This window comes from Bradyrhizobium sp. Ken01, assembly GCF_055807355.1.
Window position 1 is genome coordinate 71,790 of sequence record NZ_JBVVPC010000015.1, and the last position, 17,934, is coordinate 89,723.

Annotated in this window: 16 protein-coding genes; 4 read left to right on the plus strand and 12 right to left on the minus strand. The window is 63.2% G+C overall.

The genetic code is table 11. The features are described 5' to 3' along the window. Window positions 1-4: 4 nt before the first annotated feature. Window positions 5-295, plus strand: coding sequence for a hypothetical protein (locus AC0L3S_RS16815; protein ID WP_473279952.1), 291 nt, complete (start codon window positions 5-7; stop codon window positions 293-295). A gap of 78 nt (window positions 296-373) precedes the next feature. On the opposite strand, the gene AC0L3S_RS16820 is transcribed toward AC0L3S_RS16815, so the two are convergent. Continuing rightward, a complete protein-coding gene (locus AC0L3S_RS16820; protein ID WP_473279954.1) occupies window positions 374-2,779 on the minus strand; it encodes an autotransporter family protein in 2,406 nt (801 codons plus the stop codon). A 796-nt stretch (window positions 2,780-3,575) separates the two neighbouring features. Between AC0L3S_RS16820 and AC0L3S_RS16825 the strand changes: the two genes are divergently transcribed. Genes AC0L3S_RS16825 through AC0L3S_RS16835 form a run of 3 tightly spaced genes read left to right on the plus strand, consistent with a single transcriptional unit; the run spans window position 3,576 to window position 6,078 of the window. After that, a complete protein-coding gene (locus AC0L3S_RS16825) occupies window positions 3,576-3,770 on the plus strand; it encodes a hypothetical protein (protein WP_473279956.1) in 195 nt (64 codons plus the stop codon). Between the two features lie 22 nt (window positions 3,771-3,792). Next, window positions 3,793-4,194 (plus strand): hypothetical protein, encoded by a 402-nt coding sequence (locus tag AC0L3S_RS16830; RefSeq protein WP_473279958.1) that lies wholly within the window; start codon window positions 3,793-3,795, stop codon window positions 4,192-4,194. 57 nt (window positions 4,195-4,251) lie between these two features. Next, window positions 4,252-6,078: an SDR family oxidoreductase gene (locus tag AC0L3S_RS16835; protein WP_473279960.1), complete on the plus strand. Its 1,827-nt coding sequence runs from the start codon at window positions 4,252-4,254 to the stop codon at window positions 6,076-6,078. On the opposite strand, the gene AC0L3S_RS16840 is transcribed toward AC0L3S_RS16835, so the two are convergent. The 11 genes from AC0L3S_RS16840 to coxB all read right to left on the minus strand — a co-directional run bounded on the left by AC0L3S_RS16840 (window position 6,038) and on the right by coxB (window position 17,889). After that, window positions 6,038-8,437, minus strand: coding sequence for a glucose/quinate/shikimate family membrane-bound PQQ-dependent dehydrogenase (locus AC0L3S_RS16840; protein ID WP_473279962.1), 2,400 nt, complete (start codon window positions 8,435-8,437; stop codon window positions 6,038-6,040). The two genes, AC0L3S_RS16835 and AC0L3S_RS16840, sit on opposite strands and share 41 nt — an antisense overlap. A 5-nt stretch (window positions 8,438-8,442) precedes the next feature. Continuing rightward, complete coding sequence (locus AC0L3S_RS16845) at window positions 8,443-8,796, minus strand: c-type cytochrome (RefSeq protein WP_473260255.1); 354 nt, start codon at window positions 8,794-8,796, stop codon at window positions 8,443-8,445. A 34-nt stretch (window positions 8,797-8,830) separates the two neighbouring features. Continuing rightward, window positions 8,831-9,466, minus strand: coding sequence for a c-type cytochrome (locus AC0L3S_RS16850; protein WP_473279964.1), 636 nt, complete (start codon window positions 9,464-9,466; stop codon window positions 8,831-8,833). Then, window positions 9,466-10,305 carry a substrate-binding domain-containing protein gene (locus AC0L3S_RS16855; protein WP_473279966.1) on the minus strand — a complete coding sequence of 280 codons (840 nt, stop codon included), beginning with the start codon at window positions 10,303-10,305 and terminating at the stop codon, window positions 9,466-9,468. Before AC0L3S_RS16855 ends, AC0L3S_RS16850 begins: the two co-directional genes overlap by 1 nt. Further along, window positions 10,289-12,136 carry a methanol/ethanol family PQQ-dependent dehydrogenase gene (locus AC0L3S_RS16860; RefSeq protein ID WP_473260249.1) on the minus strand — a complete coding sequence of 616 codons (1,848 nt, stop codon included), beginning with the start codon at window positions 12,134-12,136 and terminating at the stop codon, window positions 10,289-10,291. Before AC0L3S_RS16860 ends, AC0L3S_RS16855 begins: the two co-directional genes overlap by 17 nt. 111 nt (window positions 12,137-12,247) lie before the next feature. Further along, window positions 12,248-13,039 (minus strand): GlcG/HbpS family heme-binding protein, encoded by a 792-nt coding sequence (locus tag AC0L3S_RS16865; protein ID WP_473279968.1) that lies wholly within the window; start codon window positions 13,037-13,039, stop codon window positions 12,248-12,250. Between the two features lie 72 nt (window positions 13,040-13,111). Next, window positions 13,112-14,035 (minus strand): cytochrome c oxidase assembly protein, encoded by a 924-nt coding sequence (locus AC0L3S_RS16870; protein ID WP_473279970.1) that lies wholly within the window; start codon window positions 14,033-14,035, stop codon window positions 13,112-13,114. Beyond that, window positions 14,023-14,376, minus strand: coding sequence for a hypothetical protein (locus AC0L3S_RS16875; RefSeq protein WP_473260243.1), 354 nt, complete (start codon window positions 14,374-14,376; stop codon window positions 14,023-14,025). Before AC0L3S_RS16875 ends, AC0L3S_RS16870 begins: the two co-directional genes overlap by 13 nt. Further along, complete coding sequence (locus AC0L3S_RS16880) at window positions 14,373-14,972, minus strand: cytochrome c oxidase subunit 3 (protein WP_354171033.1); 600 nt, start codon at window positions 14,970-14,972, stop codon at window positions 14,373-14,375. The genes AC0L3S_RS16875 and AC0L3S_RS16880 overlap by 4 nt, the downstream gene beginning before the upstream one ends. Then, window positions 14,969-16,876, minus strand: a complete 1,908-nt coding sequence (gene ctaD / locus AC0L3S_RS16885) for a cytochrome c oxidase subunit I (protein ID WP_473260657.1) — start codon at window positions 16,874-16,876, stop codon at window positions 14,969-14,971. Before ctaD ends, AC0L3S_RS16880 begins: the two co-directional genes overlap by 4 nt. Window positions 16,877-16,878: 2 nt before the next feature. Further along, window positions 16,879-17,889 (minus strand): cytochrome c oxidase subunit II, encoded by a 1,011-nt coding sequence (coxB, locus tag AC0L3S_RS16890; RefSeq protein ID WP_473279972.1) that lies wholly within the window; start codon window positions 17,887-17,889, stop codon window positions 16,879-16,881. Between the last annotated feature and the right edge of the window lie 45 nt (window positions 17,890-17,934).

Consider the following 17,934-nt stretch of genomic DNA (forward strand, 5'->3'; position numbering starts at 1 on the left):
TCGAGTGATCCAGCTCACCGCCATTGACTATGACGCGGCCGTCGCGATGTTCTTCCAGCCGGCTCATGCAACGGATTATCGTCGACTTGGCGGACCTCGGTCACGACGCGCTCGCCGTGTCGCGAAGTTGTGGTTCACGCGCCCCCTGCAGCTCCTCCGCCAGATCGCCGGGCCGCGACAAACAGGCAAGCCGCCCAACGCCTCAGACAACTGGCACCAATTCAGCGTGCAGTCCCATCCGTTATCTTTCAGCCAGAAGATTTCCGTCGTCGAAGTGGTGGCCGGGAGAAGGTGAACGGGACGGAGGCGGGAATGGGATTTGCAAGATCACTTTATTGCTCTTAGCTATTCTTTTCTCCGGATGCCGTCGAGTTCACCACGCATATCGTATACCAGCCGCTCCGCGGACGCCGTCGCGCCTGCCTCCGTCGGTATCGCTGACAGCGAACTGGTAGTCGGCATTGGCGTAGAAGCTGACGTTGGCGTTCATCCTCACACTCACCCCACCTCCCAGTTGCAGGCGCGTGGCCTGCTCAAGCAAGGGCACTAGATCGACACCGGAAAACGTCGTCGTCGCCTGCGCCGCCCAATCGCGCCACAGGTTGGCGCGCACATAAGGTTGCCACACCTGGCCGCTGTCACTGACGATGGTCCATCGGCCGCGTAGCCCGATCCGCCCGCTGGTGCCCGACGTTGTACCCAGTGCAACCGCACCCAGACCGTCATTGGCGTCGTCGAATGAGACATGTTGCCAGACGATCTGCGCCTGCGGCTCCAGCACGAAGCCCGGTCCGAACATCGGCAGCCGGATCGGATAGCCCGTCTCCAGCGACGAGAGGAAGCCGAAACCGGTGGTTGAAAGGCTGGCGAATTGCGTGGAGGCCGCGCCTTCGTAGCGCGTCGCCTGCGCCACTGCGTCGAGGTACCAGTCATTCGGGCCGTAATGCGTCCAGTAAGCGCCGCCCGACCATGCATTGAGATTGAGACCGCCGGTGTGACGGAGCACGTAGCCGGTCGCTGCTTCGTTAGTGACGAGGCCGCTCACATCGACATTGGCGTTGGCATATCCGACATAAATGCCTCCGGCATCGCGATGGCCCGGTATCCATTCGCTACGCCAGAGATCCATTCCGCTCTGAAAACCCAGCACCTGTCCGGAGGTGCGCGGATCAGCGAACGCCTTGTAGTGGTTGTCGATCTGCTGGCCGAGGAACCGGCCCCAGACCGAAGGTCCCCAGCTGGCGTTCAGGCAATCGGTCGACGCCTTCACCGGTGCCTTGCGCGGCATCCTGTCCCACGTGTTATCACCGGTTGGGCACGGCGTGTCCGTGTTTGCGGTCGGCGATGTATCGCCGTTGCGTTCATGCAAGGTGCCAAGCGTCGTCATCCCCAATTGCCGGGCGATCGGCTGGACCACGCCATAGGTCGCGATCTCCGGCCCAATAATTGGATAGACGCCCGGCGGCAGCGGCCCTGTCACCGGCGGCTCGGGCGGCAGGATTGGCGGTGGCTCGATCGGCGGCTCGATCGGCGGCCCCACGGTGAACGTCGATCGTAGGAACCAGTCGTTGGGACTGTTGCTGGGGTCGAGGCCACCACGGAAGAGAAAATAGTCAAAGGCGCCACCGCGCACCTCGCCGGCAAGCGCGAAAGCACCTTGCGCCGTAGTGCCGCCGTTAATTGCCTGCACCACTGTAATGCCGTTTGCCACTGTCTCAGCGCCGGGGCCGCCGATATTGGTGATGCGCAAAAAGGAATTGCCGGTCGCGTTCCCGCCATTGATGACGAGCCTGTCCGACGGCGAACCGTCAGCGCCAAGAAATGTGTTCATCGCGATCGTTCCGCCAATCCCGATGTAGCCGTTGGTCGTCAAGACCGTGCCCGGGGCAGTGCTCGTTCCCATGTTCACCAGACCGCGGTTGGTGAGGCTGAGTACGGTCTGATTGAAGCCGTTGAGATCGAGCGTTCCGGCTGAGGCCACCGCGACTGCCGAATTTGGACTGAACGTATTCACCGCGCCGGCTTCCAACGTGCCCGCGTTGACGTTCGTCGCGCCGAAATAGCTGTTGGCAGCGGTGAGCCTGGTGGTACCGGCAAGCACATTGACGGTGCCGGTACCGCTGATCGTCGGTGCAAACACATAGTCGGCGGACGTATGATTGAAGTTGATTGTGCCGGCGCCGGCGCCAAATGCCACGCTCGGGGTGTTGAGCGTGCCGGGCGCAGCGGCCGGGGCGCTCGCGCCCGCGCCGATGTTGAGCGTTCCAGTCGCACCTGCATTTGCCGCGATCACAACACTAGGCGCGGTAACGACGCCGCCTTCCGCAAGCGTGAGCGTGCCGGTGCCCGAATTGCCGACGTTCACGCCCGAACTGTTACTCCAGAGAGAGCCCGCGCCTGCCACCCTTACCGTACCCAGCGAGCCTGCGCTGCTGCCAACGTTGGCAGTGAACGCAGTGTTATTGATGACCGTCCCACCGCTTGTGATCGTGAGCGTGCCCGTGCCAAAACTGCCGATATTGAACCCGCCGCCTGCTGTGATGTTCAAACTGGAGCCCGGGCCGGTAACCGTCACTGTCCCTGACGAGTTGGTAGACAATCCGACGGAGACGCCGCCGAAACTGTTCACGGTACCGCCGCTTTCGACGGTGAGCGCGCCCGTGCCCAAACCGCCGACCACGAGATTGCCAATGTTCGTCCATGTGGAGCCGGCGTCGGAAACGGACACCGTACCCTGCGAACCCGGCAAATTACCAATAAAGCCGCCTATGTCGGTCAATGTTCCGCCGTTTCGGATGACGAGTATTCCTGTCCCGTTTTGACCGACCGTAAGATTCAGTGCTGTTGCTCCCGGTCCCCTGACCTCCGTCGAATTTGGGATCACCGTGTCAATGTTTGCGCTGGTCGCTGTGTTCGGAACACCGGCGCTCCAGTTTAGAGGGTTAAACCAGCCATTGGAGAATGCCCCGGTCCAGTTTGTCTGGGCGTGTGTCGAAACCGGTGCTGCAGTGACAAGTGCAATCGTTGCTAACAATCCCGATAAAAGATGTCTGCGCGCGGCGCGTGCTGGCGACGTATCGCGGCGCGGTCGGACGAAGAGAAGTCGATCCGGGTCCAAAGCAACCTCCAATCCGCAACGATAAAACGCAGCGGTCACGATGGAGTACAAAGGATCACAATTGTCATGGGATGGTCGTAAGTGTGACGATAGGAGATACAACTTCAGTTTGTTGCGCGCTGATGCTCTTTGGCCACGCAATAGGGAGCGATACTGACCGATCGCCGGCATCACAAATGCCCGCCGCCAACTTTTCGCTGTGCTCCTGAAGTCTGCGCGTATTGTTGCGGGTCCGTGCGACTTGCCGCTCGGCTCCGACTACGATTGGCCAGCGACGGAGGTTCCACGATCTCGCGCGCAGTGCCGGGCAGGAGCCGGGAAGGTCGCGCGCTCGGCAACCCCGAGACATCGTCTAAGGCGACGGGTGGCCAGGCAGCGAAATTTTCAGATCATTAACAATGTTGAATCCCTGGCCGGAGCGATTGCCCTACCGTGAACCTTTCCGCCGGGGCTTTCCATGATCGATACCGCGACCAAGGCGTTGTTGCGCACCGTTCTCGACGAGGTGTGTGAAAGTGTTCCACGCTGTGAGATCGGCGCCAGGACCCGCGTAGCCTCGAAGCTTCTGGAGACCGCAAGCAGGGGTGACATCTCTGCGGATCGCCTGAAACAAGCGGCCCGCAGTGCTCTCTCAGAAATCCAGACGATGTGACGATGGTCATGTGGGGGCGGGGGTGAATTTCCACGTGACGGTCCTCAAGATCCTGGTGAGCTATCCGGATGGGTTCGCCGCCATGGAGGATCTCAAGCGGGATATGGCCATTCTGGCGACCAGCGGTCGCGACTGGACGGAGCGCACCCGGCGGCTCGCCGGACGGGTGCCGGGGCTGGACATTTTTTCGCAAGGGCTGATCGACCGGATAAATGGCGGGTGGCGCATCACGGACAAGGGCCGGGCCGTGCTTGATCTCATGGAAGCTCGTCCGGACCAAGCGCCGATTGCCGCCCAACACCCTCCCTCGGAGCCGGAGCTTGCCCCGGCGATCTCGCGACACATTTCGGCAGAGAGGGGCCGAGGACGACACGCGGCGCGCCGTCGCCGACGCAACGCCGGCAAGCAGGCTCGGGCGTCCTAGCAAGGAACGAGCGTCGCTCCCGAGGCTTGAGCTAGCGCCTCGTGATGGAAGAGATCCATGCAAAGTTCCGACGCCACCTTGTCGACCGCCCGTCTGTCGCGCGTGACTGACGATATCTGGGTCGTTGACGACGCCCCGATCAGCGCTGCCGGTCTGAAACTTCCCGTCCGCATGACCGTCATTCGGCTCTCGAACGGCGATCTCGTGCTGCATTCGCCGGTGAGATATTCGCCGACTCTCCGCGGTGAGTTGGAGCGGCTAGGCGCGATAAGGTACTTGCTCGCGCCGAATATCGCGCACTGGATGTTCCTGTCCGCTTGGCAGAGAGATCTGCCGCAGGTGACGACTTTCGCAGCGCGCGGCCTTTCGGGGCGGAGGCAAGTTAGAGCGGCACGCATCCGCATCGACCGCGAACTCGGAGACGCGACGCCCGAGCAATGGAGGGCCGATCTCGAAGCCGTCTCGGTGAACGCTCCGATGTTCTCCGAGATCGAGCTGTTCGACAAGCGCAGCCGGACATTGATCCTGACCGATCTCGTGCAAAATCTCGATCCCAATGATCTCAGCGCACCAAACGAGGCCGCGGCAAACCTCCTTGGCATTTCCAAGCCGCACGGAATGGCGCCGGTCTATCTGCGACTGCTGCTGCGCCTCGGCGGCCGTTCGGTGCGGTCCGCAGCCGAGCGGCTTGTACGGCTATCGCCGGAGCGGGTGATCTTCGCGCACGGCGACTGGTTCGAAGCGGACGGAACCGAGCGCCTCCGGCGATCTCTGCACTGGCTGCTTCCGGCGGGCGGCTCCGGATCCGAGCCGCGGCAAATGACTGGCACGCGCGTCGTCATCACCGGCGCATCGAGCGGAATCGGGCGTGCTACGGCGCTGGCCTTCGCCGGAAAGGGCGCAAGCGTGGTCTTGGCGGCACGCCGTGCTGAAGTCCTGACGAACCTCGCTGTGGAATGCGAGGCGCTCGGAGGTCGCGCATTGGCGATCCCGACCGATGTCACCGATGCCGAGGCGGTGCAGCGACTGGCCCGGGAGGCCGAAGACGCGTTCGGTGGCATCGACGTCTGGATCAACAACGCCGGTACCGGCGTTTTCGGGGCCTATCAGGACGCGGATATCGCACTGCATCGCCGAACGATCGAGGTCAATCTCCTTGGCACGATGCATGGCGCTTTCGCGGTGCTGCCGATCTTCCTCCGCCAGAACCGCGGTATCCTGATCAACAACATCTCGCTCGGCGGCTGGGCGCCGACGCCTTTTGCTGCGGCCTATACCGCGAGCAAGTTCGGCCTGCGCGGCTTCACGGCGAGCCTGCGTCAGGAGCTCAGTGCTCACCGCAACATTCATGTCTGCGGCGTCTTCCCGGCCATGGTCGACACGCCGGGCTTCGTCCACGGCGCCAACATGTCCGGCCGAACGCTTGATCCCGGTCCGCTGCTGTATCAGGCGGAGGACGTTGCCGAGACGTTTGTGAGCCTCGTTCGCGCACCGCGGGATGAGGTCGCCGTGGGCTGGCCGGCTCGTGCCGGCCAAATTGCCTACGCGATGGCTCCGCAGACTACCGAGAACATTGTGGGAGCTGCCTTCCGCTACCTGCTGTCGCGCGCGCGCCCGGCGAAGAGCAGCGAAGGCACCATGATCGAAGCTGGTCCGCAGGGCACGTCGATCGACGGCGGTTGGCTGTCACGCAAGCAGCTCCCACCTGCCGGGGTGATCAGTCAGGGGCTCGCGGCGCTGGGACTAGCAGCGGGCGTGGCTCTCCTGGCTTCAGCAGTTGCGCGTCGCGCCGGCAGACCGGGACAAGGCGTGGGCAAGTACAAGCAAGTCGTGCCGAGGCAGATCACGGCAGCGCGTAGGCCCGCACGTAATCGCCGAGTTTAGTTCCGAACGAGCCGTGGCCGCCGTCGACTGTAACGACGTATTGCTTGCCCACGACCTCATAGGTCATCGGCGTCGACTGGCCGCCGGCAGGAAGGCGGTCCTGCCAAAGCTGTTTGCCATCGCGAACGTCGAACGCGCGGATGTAGTCATCCATCGTTCCCGTGATGAAGATGACGCCGCCCGCGGTGACGATCGGACCGCCGAGCATGGGAACGCCGAGCTTGAATGGCAGCGGCAGCGGGGCCTGATCGCGGATCGTGCCGATGCGGTGCTGCCAGACCACCTTGTGCGTCCTGAGATCGATCGCTGCGATGTTGCCCCATGGCGGGGCAAGGCAGGGGATGCCGAGCGGCGAGAGGAAAATGCCGAGGTCTACGCCATAGGGGGCGCCGTACATCGGCTGCACGCCCAACTCGGTTCCTGGTGGATGCGCGGCATTCGGCGCGGCCGGATTGTCCTTTCCGCGCGGCACCAGGCGCGAGATGAAGGGTATCGATTGGGGGTTCGCGATCGCGATCTGGCGCTGCGGATCGACGGCAATGCCGCCCCATTCGAACATGCCGAAGTCTCCGGGAAACACCAGCGTGCCTTGTTCAGACGGCGGCGTGAACGGCCCCTCATAGCGCAGGCGCTTGAACTTGATCCGGCAGGCGAGCTGGTCGAACATCGTGCTGCCCCACATCTGCGCGTCTGTCAGTTTGCCGGAGGGGCGGAAGCTCAATTCCGAGAAGGGCTGGGTTGGCGACAGCCGGTCTCCATTCGCGGCGCCCTGCGGCACCGGCTTCTCCGGTGCGGGCACCAACTGACGCCCGTCGCGGCGGTCGAGCACGAAGATGTCGCCGGTCTTTGCCGGGATGTAGATCGCGGGCGTCACGCCGCCGCTAAGGCGCAAATCGACCAGACTGGGCTGCGACGGCATATCCATGTCCCAGAGATCGTGGTGCACGTTCTGGAACGACCAGCGCAGTTTTCCGGTCGAGACATCGAGCGCAATCAACGCCGAATCGTAGCGCTCGTTTTCGGGCGAACGGCCGCCGCCCCAGATATCCGGAGAGCTCGAGCCGAGCGGCACGTAGACGAGTCCGAGCTTTTCGTCGACCGCGGAAATGCTCCACGAATTGGGTGAGCCGGCTGTAAAATGATGCGAGGCCGAGGGCATTTCGTTCGGATCGGAATTGCCGGCATCGAACGCCCATATCAACCGTCCTGAATAGATGTCGAAGCCGCGGATCACGCCCGACGGCACGCGATCGGAATAGTTGTCGATCACCGCTCCGCCGACGATCAGCACCTTGTCCGTGACGACAGGTGGGGAGGTACCCTCGTAGAAGCCGAGTGTCTGGATCTCGCTGCCTTGCTTGAGATCGATCTGTCCCTGGTTGCCAAAACTCTGGCAAGGCACGCCGCTCTGCGCATCCAGCGCGAACATCCGCCCGTCGTTGGTTGGTATGAAAATGCGTCCCGCACAATCGCTCGGCGCCGGCGTGCCGTCGGCTGTGACCGCCCCGGGCTTGGTCGCGTGATAGGACACGCCCCGGCAGGTCATGTGCTGGAACGCCTTGTTGTGCTGGACCTGCGGGTCGAACTTCCAGCGCAGTTTTCCGGTCGCCGCTTCGAGCGCGAACACGATCTGGTGCGGCGAGCAGGTGTAGAGGAGATCTCCGACCTTGAGCGGGGTCGCCTGGTTGGTGATCTCGTCGGGATCGTCCGGGCCCTTGTGGTCGCCGGTGCGGAATTCCCAGGCGAGCTTGAGGTCCTTGACGTTGTCCTTGGTGATCTGGCTCAGCGACGAGAAGCGCGAACCGAAGCCGCTGCCGCCGTAGGCCGTCCAGTTCTGCCCGGCAGCGGGCTGGTCCGCTTCGGGAGCCGCAATGGCCCCCATTGTTTCGCCCTCAGGGATCGTGCCGGCAAGATCGCGGCGATCGCTCGTCAGTGACATGCCGACGACGATGGCTGCGGCGACCAACACAAGGCCAAGCGCCCATCGCCCTGCGCGCAAGCGAGGCGCCAGGCGGGCGGCAATGAAGGGCAGCATCAGCCACAGGCCAAGCGGCACGAGCACGTCGCCGCGCGGCGCCAGCGACCAGAAATCAAGGCCGGCTTCCCAGATCGCCCATGCCATCGTTCCCGCCAGCAGCGCGGCATAAATCCAGAGCGCCTCGGCACGGCGGCGCGCGAGCAGCCAGCTCGTGAGCAGAAGCATGATGCCCGCGATCAGATAGTAGACGGAGCCACCGAGCGCCGCGAGCCAGGCACCGCCGGCGAGGAGGCCCAGTCCCATGATAGCGACGACCACAATGGTGATGGCCAGCAATGGCGCGTCGCGGAACCAGTTCGTCGAACGGTGTGTCGATGTCATGATGATCACTTCAGCGTGTAGAGAAACGCCGCGATATCCCGCGCGTCCTTCTGCGGGATGCCCATTCGCGGCATGGCATTGCCCGGCAACGCCCTTTGCGGGTCCTCGATCCAGTCAGCCATGTTGTCCGGCGAGTTCTGGATGTAGCCGGCGATGTAGGTCCGCGTGCCGATCCGATGCAAGGGCGGGCCGACATTGCCTTCGGCGCCGGCGATACCAGGAATATCGTGACAGCCGCCGCACTGGTACTGCTTGACGAGGTCGGCGCCACGATGCGCGTCGCCCATGAAATTGTCCGGGCCCGCAGCCTTGCAGGCGGCGCCTGTCGTAGCCACTAGCACGGTGACTAGCAATCTCATGATCGGATTCACCATCGCTGCTCCGCTCGGCCGATCAGGGCTTCTGGCCGAAGTTGAAGGACTTGGTGGCAGACCAGGGATCGGTCGTGGAGACCTGCTCGCTTGGGACTTGCTCGACCTCGGGCGACGGCAGATTCGCCGAAAAGGTGCGGCCCCATTGGTGGCTCGGTTCGTTACTGATCTTGCCGATATAGGTGACGAGGTCCCAGATCACGCTGTCGGGCAGCACGCCGCCCCAGGCTGGCATTCCGTTCGGCCGTCCCTGGTAGATCGAGAGAAAGATGTTCTCGGGCTGCGATCCGTAAATAAAAGTGTTGTTGCTCAGCGCCGGTCCCATGCCGCCACCGCCATTGGGTGCGTGGCACCCAACGCAGTTGAAGTTGACATAGTAGGTCATCCCACGCTGCTGCGCGTTGGGATCGCCCTGCACTGGGTTCTTGATTTGCGGCGGGTCCGGCTGCGCGCCGGGGTGGAGGTGACTGACCGGGACCTGCATGAAGAAGCCGGGTCTGCCGTTGCCGACGCTGCCACCGAAATTCGGGCGCGGGGACAGCGTCGGCATTTGCGCCTCCTGCGACTGCGGCAAGGTCTGCTGGGCCAGCGCCGCGCCATGCGGCACGATGGCCAGCAGCAACGATAGGGCGCTCGCGCGCATTGCTGGAGCAGACATCACTCATGTCCTCCCGATGCCGTAACGGGTTGGCCCACCAGCGGAACGCCATAACCGCGCAGCAGCGAGGTGATCTCGGACCGATGCTCGTCGATGAATGCATTCAGGCGGTCGCGCAAGGCGTCGTCGCCTTTACGCACGCCCATCGCGATGGCGAACTGGAACTGCTGAGGTGCAAAGCGTTCGTTATCCCGGATCGGCGTGACCGTCAGGGGAACGGGAGAGCGCTGGGCGAAATATCCGCCCAGCGGCCCCCAGGCCGCGGCGACATCGATCCTGCCGCTTTCGACGGCTTCGATCAGGCGCGCCGGCGGATCGGCCTGGCGATAGTCACCGTAGATGGAGTAGCCGCGAACATTATCAACGATGCCCTGTTCGCCGAGCGCCTGCGCCGGCGGGGGATTGTTGCCGTCATCGCCGATCAGGTGCACGCCGATCACGAGGTGATGCAAGCGCGGGTCGAGCAGGGATGAAAGCTCAAGGTGCTGGTCCTGCCGCGTGACGAACACGTAGCTCGAGCGATAATAGGGCTTCGTCGTCTCGACCAGATCATAGCCGGACGGCACGCCCATGACGATGTCGCATCTGCCGGCTTTCAGTGTGTTACGGATGAAGCCGCGGCGTTGCGCCCACCAGGTGTAGGAGACCTGCAGGCCGAAATGCTCGGCCACCATCGTCGCGAGCCTGTTCTCGAATCCTGCTTCGGCGCTGTTCGAGAACGGAAGATTGTTGGGATCGGCACAGACGCGAAGCCCGCCCTCCGTGGCCGGCGCAGCTGTGGTCGCGAACGCGAGAAGAAGCCCAAGGGTGAAGCCGAGGCGATTACTTGGAAGGCGCATGGCTGGTGTCCTCACCATTCGCGCCGCCGAGCTTGAATACCAGCAGCTCACTCCCGCCCGCGGTATAGAACGGCAGATCCTGCGTGGCGCCGGTGAATCCCAGTGCGGCGTTGCGCACCCGCGGATCGACCTCTGCATTGGCCACCACGCCCGGCCAGCCGCCGACGCCCGACAGGATCGCGACGTATTGCTGACCGTCGGAGCCGCGATAGGAGATCGGTTGGCCGATGAAGCCGGAGCCGGCACGGAATTGCCAGAGCACGCGCCCATCCTTGGCGTCGACCACTTTGAAAAGGCGATCCATGGTGCCGTAGAACGCGACGTCGCCAGCCGTCACCAGCGCGCCGCTCCAGACCGGCAGCTTCTCGTGAATCTCCCAGACCTTCTTGCGCGCGACGGGGTCCCACGCCATGAACTCGCCGCGATAGCCGCCAGGGCCGGCATACATGTCGACGTCGGCCCCGACATAGGGCGTACCGGCGATGTAGCCGACTTGAGAAGCCTTGAAGTTCATGCAGAGATGCTGATGCGGCACATAAAGCAGTTTTGTGCGCGGCGACCACGCGCTCGGCTGCCAGTCCTTGGCGCCTGGAGCGGTCGGGCAGATGTTCTCAACCGTCTTGCCGACCAGCGGGGTCTTCTCCTCATTCGGGATGATCTTTCCGGTCTTGAGGTCGACGCCATTGTATGCGTTCACGAACTCATACGCGTCCGCCGAAATCACTTCACCGGTGGCGCGATCCATCACGTACATGTAGCCGTTGCGGCCGGGATGAATCAGAACCTTGCGCGGTTGACCATTCAGCTCGAGGTCGACAAGCACGTTCTCATTGATCTCGTCGTGGTCGAACAGATCGTGCGGGTTGACCTGGTAGGCCCATTTCGCTTGGCCCGTGTCTGGGTTTCGCGCGAAGATCGATGCGCTCCAGAGATTGTCACCGCTGCGCTGGTTTGCGTTCCATGGACTTGGGTTGGCCGTGCCGTAATAGATCAGGTTCAGATCAGGATCGTAGGAGATCCAGCCCCAGACCGTGCCGCCACCGACCTGCCAGCGGTCGGCGGGCCAGGTCTTCACGCCGAGATCCTGGCCCTTGAGATTGTCGTAGAACGGCTTGAAATCGTCTCCGATCAGCACGTCCTTGTCGGGGCCTGTCGAATAGGCGCGCCACGCGATGGCGCCGGTGTTTTCGTCGAGTGCGGTCACCCAGCCGCGCACGCCCAGTTCGCCGCCGCTGTTGCCGACGAGAATTTTTCCTTTCACCACCACGGGAGCCATCGTGATGGTTTCGCCCTTGTTGATCTCGCCAAGTTTCGTGTGCCAAAGCTCTTTGCCGGACTTGGCGTCTATCGCGACGGTGTGGTTATCGAGCGTGTTGAGGAAGACCTTGCCATTGTCGAAGGCTAGTCCGCGATTGACGACATCGCAGCAGGCAACGCCTGCGGCCGCGGGCTCCGGCTTCGGCGCGTAAGACCATTTCAATTCACCTGTTGTGGCATCGAGTGCGAACACACGGTTGGGGTAGGGGCCTGCATAGGGGCCGACCACATACATGGTGCCGTCGACCACCAGCGGCGCCGCCTCCTGGCCTCGATCGGCGCCGACCGAGAACGTCCATGCAAGATGGAGGCGTGATGCATTGGACGCGTTGATCTGGTCGAGTTCGCTGTAACGGGTGTTGGCATAGTCGCGCGCCGCCATCGGCCATTGGCCTGGATCTTTCATGCGACCGGCGAGATCGCTCTGTGCTGACGCGGACGACAGCACCGTGCAGCAGGCGCAAAGGATGGCCGAAATCCGAGAGAGCAAACGCGTGAGACCACGCACTAACATATGTAAAGATCTCCACGGCAGTGACGAGGCCGTGCGCCGTTGCAGGCCAGTTTACGGACGTACAAACGTTCCGCCTTCCCTTGGTTCCAAAAGCGGCGATTGGGCGGAGCGCTATCTCACGACGTTGCCCGACACGCCGGCGCCGAGGTCGACTGCAATCTGGTCTTCCTTGCCATTGCACTTGGGATGACCGAATCCGGACGGACTTTTGCCATCAGGTCCGATGTCATAGATGATCGCATCTTTCATGTTCGGGCTGACGCCGGCCGGCACGCGGTCGAGCCCGAGCTGGTGACGCACGCGCCAGGCCACGTTGTGATCCGCGCAGGAACTGTCACCGCTCACACCCAGCGCCCCGGTCACGCCGTTGCCGTCATAGAGCGCCAACCCGCCTCCGAACACGATGGTGCCGCCGATCGGCCTGCCCACCATCGGATCCTGGGCCGTGCCGAAGTTGTCCGGAGATCCGGCATACAGGGCTTCCGGGGACGGTGGGTTGCCGAGTGCCGCGCCGAACAGGAACCCGCCGGGCTGCGCACCGGCATAGAGATTGGCCGTCGCCATCGCCTTGTCCTTTAGGCTGAACGCATTCGCCGTGTTGGCCTTCTCGGCCGCGATGGCCCGGCTGCCCAGCCACTGGTCGTCGACCTTGCCGCCGCTGTAGGCAACTGCGCAGACGACGCCCTGCCGATTGACGACGGCAGCCCATTCGTTGTTGTCGAGACCTCCGTTGCTTGGGCCGCCGCCCGGTTTGACACTCTTCTTGAGGATATCGGCGAGCTTGTCATGGTCGACCGGGCACGACATCCCTGGCTGGGGTTGGTCCTGCGCGTTCAAGACTGCAGGCATCAAGAATGCCGCGGTGAGGATAGCCGTTGCGGCCATGACGGATCGTTTTTCCATGTGAACTCCGTGGCGTGTCGCAGTCGGCAGGCGAACGTCTGAAGAGAAGTTGCGGTTCCTATGCAGCGTCGCTCAGCCCGGATGTTGAAAGAGCGGGAGGTGGGAATGGCCGCCGTTCGCAGTCAGCCATCGGTGAGCAAAGAACAACGCCGCGCCCGTATAGAGAATGCCCATGGGCACCCACATCAGGATTCCGGCAAGTTGCTGGTCCTCAAGTGCCGAGAGGCCGAATTCGCCGGCGAGGGCGCCCTGGCCTGGGATCCACAGCCTCGGCGAAACGGTCAGCAGAGCCCCGAGCACGCCGGAATGCAAAATGGTGATGAACAGGCACGCGAGAGCGATGCCGTCGCGAATTCGTGTGCTACGGCCCTGACCGCGGCCATGCAGCAGCACCCACCAGAACAACAGCGCGGTCGCGAAGAAGCTGATGTGCTGGAGACGATGGATCGCCGTATTCTCGAGCGCCCACGCATATAGCGGCGGTGCGTGCCAGACCCAGAGCGCTACGCCGTGCAGGACGGTCGCGCTCATCGGATGGCTCACAAACCGCCACGGCCATGCCAATATCGGCAGATTGAGCACGCGACCTGCCGCTGGGCGAAGTCGAGTCGGCAGGCTCCACAGCAGCGGGCCATTGATCCGGGCGAACGCCATCAGCGGTGCCGCGACCACCATGAGTAGTTCGTGTTCGACCATGTGCGCCGTGAACAGACGCTCGCCCAGCCAGTGCAGCGGCGAGGTCACGGCGAGCGCGGCCACCAGCCATCCGGTCCAGAACGCGGCTACTTGGCGGAAGCTGACGCCACGGCCGCCGCCCGCATGGTGCCAGAGCCGCTGCGTTCCGACATAGAAGCCGATACCGACGGCATAGAGCGGGGCCATGAGCCAGGGATCGTAGCTCCACAGCGAGCCGGGATCGATCTCCGATAGTCCATGCGCATCGGCCGGCGCCGTGAACAGCGCGAGCAGCAGTGCTGCAAGGCTCAGCGTAGGCATGGGCTGATCATGAGCGAGGCGGCGAACTGGTTCGCGATCACCAGCGCAAACAGCGCGCCGGAGCCGACGCCAAGCCAGGCCATGAACGTTCGTGGCCCGCCGCCTTGCGCATCCGTCCATTCAGCCCCAGCGCCGCGTCGAACCGCGCGGGCGGAAATGACAGTGCCTGCGATGGCGACGATAGCCAGAACCGCGCTCATGATCGCGCCACTGATCCTGGTCTGTTCGCAGGAGAAGTGCGCGAGCACGTAGACGCCCTGCAAATTGATACCCCAAGCGATGGGTCCGAGCGCAACGCCGGCCCAGTAGAGCAGTCTGGAATGTCCATGGGCTGCGGTCATAGGCGTGGCACCCAATCGAGCAAGACGTAGAGCGGCAGCCAGGCGAGCACGACGAAGTTCCAGTAGAACACGTTGTCGGTCACGTCGCTGAACCGGCGCGGTTTCGCATGGCGCGTGAACATCAATACCGCCAGCACGACCGTGTCGCCGACATCGGTGGCAAGGTGAGTCGTGTGCAGCCCCAGAATGAGCCATACGATCGAGCCGTAGGCTGAATTGTCCCAGCGGGTGTTGAGATGCGCGAACTCGAAGCCGCGCAGCACCAGCAGGGCGATGCCGATCAGGGCCATCACGATCAGGCCGATCCGCACCTTCGCGAGATCCTGCCGGTGTGCGGCGCGGTTCGTGAACTCGTTCGGAATGATGCTCAACACATAAATCACCGTCTCGACCGTCCCCGGCCAGAGATCCGGCGGGGAGGCTCCGATCGGCCAGCTCGGATTGACTGCGTAGAGGTAAAGGTAGGCGCCGATTGCAACGGCAAAGCCCATGCCTTCGAGGGCCATGAAACCCATGGCGCCCCACCACGGGCCACTGCGCGGACCGTAGCCGTAAGTCGGCAGGTCCGAGACGTCGCGGACGATCGTCTGTCTCACTCCTCGTCCTCCTTGCTGCCGGTCGGCCAGAACCAGCCGATCAAGGTCACGGCCATCGGCGGCGTTCCCCACAGCACGGCCCAAGGCGTGAAGATCGACCCGATGAAGAAGATTGTGGTCGCGATCGCCGTGAGCAGCGGCCAGATGTTCGGCTCGGGCGAAGCTTCGCGGGTCTGCGGCTCGGCTTCCGCCAGCGAGGTCAGGAGAACCTCGCGGCGCTCGGCGCTCAGACCCGCGACCACGGGCAGGCTCTCGCTATCGGCCCACAGCGGATCGCGGTGCTTGACGACCGGAATGCGGTCGAAGTTCTGCGGCGGAGGCGGCGATGACGTCGCCCATTCCAGCGTCGAGGCATCCCAGGGATTGTCGCCCGCAAGCGCGCCCTTGCGCAGGCTGTAGATCACATTGGCCAGAAGCAGCGCGAAGCTGAGCGCGAAAATGAGAGCACCGCCGCTGGATATGAGGTTCAGGTGCCCCCAGTCCATGTCGGCGGTATAGGTGTAGACCCGGCGCGGCATCCCGATCAGCCCGAGGATGTGCATGGGAAAGAACGCGACGTTGAAGCCGATGAAGGCGAGCCAGAAATTCCAGCGCCCGAGTCGCTCGCTGAGCATGCGGCCGGCGATCTTGGGAAACCAGTAGTAGACCGCGCCGACCAGTGGGAACACAGCGCCGCCGATCAGGACATAATGGAAGTGGGCGACGACGAAATAGGTGTCGTGCACCTGCGTGTCGATCGGGACCGAGGCCACCATGACGCCGGACAATCCGCCGAGCACGAAGATCACGATGAAGCCGATCACGAACAACAGCGGCGTCCGGTACACCGGACGTCCGTCCCAGAGCGTTGCCAGCCAGCAGAAGATCTGCAGTCCGCTCGGCACCGCGATCAGCATGCTGGAGGCCGTGAACAGGGCCGCGCCGAGTTGGGGCAGGCCCGTGACGAACATGTGGTGGACCCAGAGGCCGAACGACAGGAAGCCGGTCGCGATCAAGGAGAGGATCACGACGGGATAGCCGATCACGGGCCGCCGCGCGAATGTCGCAAGGATCGCCGAGACCATTCCCGTGCCCGGGATGAAGATGATGTAGACCTCGGGATGGCCGAAGAACCAGAACAGATGCTGCCAGAGCAGGGGATGTCCGCCCGACGACGAATCATAGAAGCGGGTATTGACGAGGCGATCCAGGATCAGTGACGTCGATGCGACCATGATCGAGGGCATCGCGAACATCACAAGGAAGGCCGTCACCAGCATGGCCCAAACGAACAGAGGAATGCGGTCGAGCGTCATGCCGGGCGCACGGAGCTTGAACACGGTGACGACGATCTCGACGGCGACCGCGAGTGCCGCGACCTCTGTAAAGGTGATCATCTGCGCCCAGACATCGGCCCGCTTGGTGGGTGTGAACTGCAGACTGGAAAGAGGAACGTACGAAAACCAGCCGACGTCAGGGCCGACGTTGAACAGGAAGGAAATCCAGAGAAAGCAGCCCCCGAACAGATACATCCAATAGCTGAAGGCATTCAGGCGCGGAAAGGCGATGTTCCGCGTGCCGACCATCAACGGCACCAAATAGACGGCGAACGCCTCCATGACAGGCACGGCAAACAGGAACATCATCGTCGAGCCGTGCATCGTGAAGACCTGATTGTACTTGTCGGCCGAGAGAAACGTCTTCTCGGGCCCGGCAAGCTGAACGCGCATCAGGATCGCAAGGATGCCGCCAAGAAGCAGGAAGGCGAATGCGGTCAGGATGTAGCGACGTCCAACGACCTTGTGGTCGACCGACATGAGCGCACCGACAAGCCCAGACGGCGTGCGCCACACTCGCTCGAGCTGCGTCGAAAGCTGCAGGCCATTCAGGACGTCGTCCCGCAATTCATTTGGTTCAGCGGCCATGCTCACTTGAGCTGCTCCAGATAATGGATGATCGCGATGAGCTCATCCGATTGCAGCGGCATCTTCGGCATCAGATTGCCGGGTTTGATGTGCTGGGGATCGGCGATCCAGGCGCCGAGCGTCGCGGGAGTATTCGGCAGCGTTCCCGCAGCGATCGTCGTGCGGCTGCCGATATGCGTGAGATCCGGGCCGAGTTGGCCGCCGGCCGGCGTACCGCTGATGTTGTGGCACAAGGCGCATCCGCGCGCCCGGAACAGAGCCTCGCCTTGCTTGCCGAGCTGATCCGTGGGGCTACTCGCGCTCTGGTTTTCATGGTCGCGCCAGCGACCGAACTCGTCGGGCGACATCGCGATCACGGCGAACGCCATATGGGCGTGCTGGATCCCGCAGAACTCGGCGCATTGTCCGCGATAGACGCCGGCATTCTTCGCGGTGAATTGCAGCTCGTTCTTCTGCCCGGGGATCAAGTCCATCTTGCCGGTCAGGCTCGGCACCCAGAAGCTGTGGATCACGTCGGCGGATTCAAGCTCGAGCTTCACCGGCTCGCCCGTAGGGATCCGGATCTCGTTGGCCGTCACGAAACTCTGGTGCGGACTGTCGGCTTCATAGCGAACCTCCCACCACCATTGATGGCCGATGATCTTGAGCGTGTGGGCTTTCTCATCCTTGGCAAAGACGGTGCGCTGACCGGCATAGCTGACCAGAGAGAGGCCGAGCACGGTGACGGTGGTCGCAATCCCAAGCGCAAGGATGACGCGCCCGGAGCGTTGTTCGAAGGGCTGGTGGAGGTCCAGCGGCTGATCGGCTGCCCGCTTCCGTCGCAAGAGCCCCATGCCCAGAACGATGACGACAGCGGTCCAGACGATCGCCGCGACAATGAGAAAGATGAACAGCGTGTGCCGAATCTGGTCGGATTGCAGCCCTTGAGGGTCGAGCGCCGACTGCCGGCCCGCGCACGCAGCAAGCGGCCAAGTCATGCACAATACCAGAACCCTTCGCACCCAGATCTGCATTGACGTTTTGTCGCACTCCGCTTCACAGGCGGAACCGGTCAGGCC

Coding starts and splice junctions, on each gene's coding strand:
- AC0L3S_RS16825 (WP_473279956.1), top strand. CDS start 3,576: ATGATCGATACCGCGACCAAGGCGTTGTTGCGCACCGTTCTCGACGAG.
- AC0L3S_RS16835 (WP_473279960.1), top strand. CDS start 4,252: ATGCAAAGTTCCGACGCCACCTTGTCGACCGCCCGTCTGTCGCGCGTG.
- AC0L3S_RS16840 (WP_473279962.1), bottom strand. CDS start 8,437: ATGACATCGACACACCGTTCGACGAACTGGTTCCGCGACGCGCCATTG.
- AC0L3S_RS16845 (WP_473260255.1), bottom strand. CDS start 8,796: ATGAGATTGCTAGTCACCGTGCTAGTGGCTACGACAGGCGCCGCCTGC.
- AC0L3S_RS16850 (WP_473279964.1), bottom strand. CDS start 9,466: ATGTCTGCTCCAGCAATGCGCGCGAGCGCCCTATCGTTGCTGCTGGCC.
- AC0L3S_RS16855 (WP_473279966.1), bottom strand. CDS start 10,305: ATGCGCCTTCCAAGTAATCGCCTCGGCTTCACCCTTGGGCTTCTTCTC.
- AC0L3S_RS16860 (WP_473260249.1), bottom strand. CDS start 12,136: ATGTTAGTGCGTGGTCTCACGCGTTTGCTCTCTCGGATTTCGGCCATC.
- AC0L3S_RS16865 (WP_473279968.1), bottom strand. CDS start 13,039: ATGGAAAAACGATCCGTCATGGCCGCAACGGCTATCCTCACCGCGGCA.
- AC0L3S_RS16870 (WP_473279970.1), bottom strand. CDS start 14,035: ATGCCTACGCTGAGCCTTGCAGCACTGCTGCTCGCGCTGTTCACGGCG.
- AC0L3S_RS16875 (WP_473260243.1), bottom strand. CDS start 14,376: ATGACCGCAGCCCATGGACATTCCAGACTGCTCTACTGGGCCGGCGTT.
- ctaD (WP_473260657.1), bottom strand. CDS start 16,876: ATGGCCGCTGAACCAAATGAATTGCGGGACGACGTCCTGAATGGCCTG.
- coxB (WP_473279972.1), bottom strand. CDS start 17,889: ATGCAGATCTGGGTGCGAAGGGTTCTGGTATTGTGCATGACTTGGCCG.